The organism is uncultured Maribacter sp., assembly GCF_947500405.1.
GTDB lineage: Bacteria > Bacteroidota > Bacteroidia > Flavobacteriales > Flavobacteriaceae > Maribacter_B.
In genome coordinates this window covers 1-1,827 of record NZ_CANMRY010000035.1, presented here as the reverse complement: position 1 = coordinate 1,827, position 1,827 = coordinate 1, and the positions used below count along the sequence as shown (strand labels likewise).

The window sequence follows — 1,827 nt, the reverse complement described above, 5'->3', positions numbered from 1 at the left end:
TACTAATTACAAAAAAGTAATATCTTAGTATCAATTATTATTTTGGATAAGGGCAACAGCTCTTATACAATTAGTTGCCTACAATTTAAACCAAAATTGAGTGAATATTAAAAAAGAATCAAAATCTACCTTATTCTTACTAATTATCATCGTAATCTCTTTGATAATAATGTTCTTCTTATCGATGGGAATGGAACATTTAAACAGCTCAAAAAACTATAATTGGATATTCTACTTTTTAGGCTACGTTGTACTATTAATTGTATTCGGCTGGTTACACAAAAAGTTTCCTAATAAAATACTTGAATATTTTAATATAGTAATTTCTTTTCCTTTAGCATTAGCTTTGTTTTTATTACAGTTTGCGATACCGACAATGGGATTGATATTACATATTTTTCTATTTGGACTTTTTACCATTGCTTTACCTTTATTACTAATCAGAACAAATGAATATTTTGATTATGTAAACTTAAAAGAACAAACAAATCTCTTTATAATATTGACTTTTGCGACTTGTGTTTCAGTAGCTTTTTACAAACAGATTTTAAACTTCATATATCAGTTCGGACCATTTAGATTAAAAGACTCTGAAAAAATGAAAAAATTCAAATTGGACGAATTAACAGAATATGTGCTTAATAAAGAAAATATTCGATTTATAATTTATTCTTCTTTTTTCATTTATCTACTTGTTTTTTCTTTCCAATTTCTTCAAAATTCGAGTGTTTTTGAAATTGCAGAAAAAGATAGAGCCGTTTATCAATCTTTTCTTTGTTTCCTTGCATTTGACCGATTATTATTAAATTCTAAAAGATTCATATTAATGCCATCGGAACTTTTGAAAAGAATGATTAATTCAATAACGCAAAATGAAAAGGAATAAAAAACTGTAGGCAACACGGTGTATAAAACATAGCTAATAAGTGCTAAACCAAAAGGTTTGTGTATATTTAGAAAGTCCGCCAAATTTTTAATTTGGCTTTAAATAAGAAAAGTTAAATCAAAATATAAAAATTTGGCTCTGTGCTAATTCGAAAATGTAGTATCTTTTTACACGCTACGATTTCATACACTGAGCCGTTGGCAACAATTTAAGAAATGACGAAATACATTCAAATTTTTATAATCTTTTTGACATTATCTGCTTGCGGACAAAAAGAAACTGAAAAGAAAACACCAGAAAATGTGAATGAAAGGTCTGTGGAATTGGAACAAAAAACTGAATCTGAAAAAGAGGAAAAATGGACTGATTCGAATGGAAACGTTTTCACCGAAAAAGGAAATGAGATTTCAATAATTCCTGCCAAATACAATAAAACTGGAAAAATATACAAAGTGTTTATTTACAATGAAACTTCTGACGAAATTGGAATTATTGAAAACCTAAAAATAAAACCGAATGAGTTCCGTGTTTTTAACTTAAAAGACATTGACACACTTAAATTAGACAATGGAGTGAAATTTATGTTTGGAGAAACTTATGGACTTGAAATTGAGGATAAGCAATCTCAAGTTAGTGGTCTTGGAGGAAAATTTTTAGATAAATATAAAGTTCCTTACGAAGCTGAATGGGCTTTTGTTATAGTTCCAATAGGACAAGGAGATTAGGAATAAAAACTGTTGCCAACACAGTATATAAAAAATTGCTGGTGTTTGGCTTAAATAAAGGTCGTTGCTTGTTTTGTTACGTCTGATTTTCCTTCGGAAAATCCTCGCACACAAAACCGCAACTTTCCATATACATAAACGTTACCCTTAATGGCTGACCTGAAAAATTCTAACTGAATTTAATATTCTAAAAAAGAATCTTACTTGTCTAAATTT

General features: G+C 28.5%; 2 protein-coding genes. Both read left to right on the top strand.

Going from position 1 to position 1,827, the window contains the following annotated elements; all coding sequences use genetic code 11:
- Positions 1-100: 100 nt before the first annotated feature.
- Complete coding sequence (locus Q0945_RS15815; protein ID WP_299436567.1) at positions 101-886, top strand: hypothetical protein; 786 nt, start codon at positions 101-103, stop codon at positions 884-886.
- Positions 887-1,101: 215 nt separating this feature from the next.
- Complete coding sequence (locus tag Q0945_RS15810; RefSeq protein ID WP_299436564.1) at positions 1,102-1,611, top strand: hypothetical protein; 510 nt, start codon at positions 1,102-1,104, stop codon at positions 1,609-1,611.
- Positions 1,612-1,827 lie beyond the last annotated feature (216 nt).

Excerpts from the sequence above, each read along its gene's own strand:
- Q0945_RS15810 (WP_299436564.1), top strand. The coding sequence starts at position 1,102 with ATGACGAAATACATTCAAATTTTTATAATCTTTTTGACATTATCTGCT.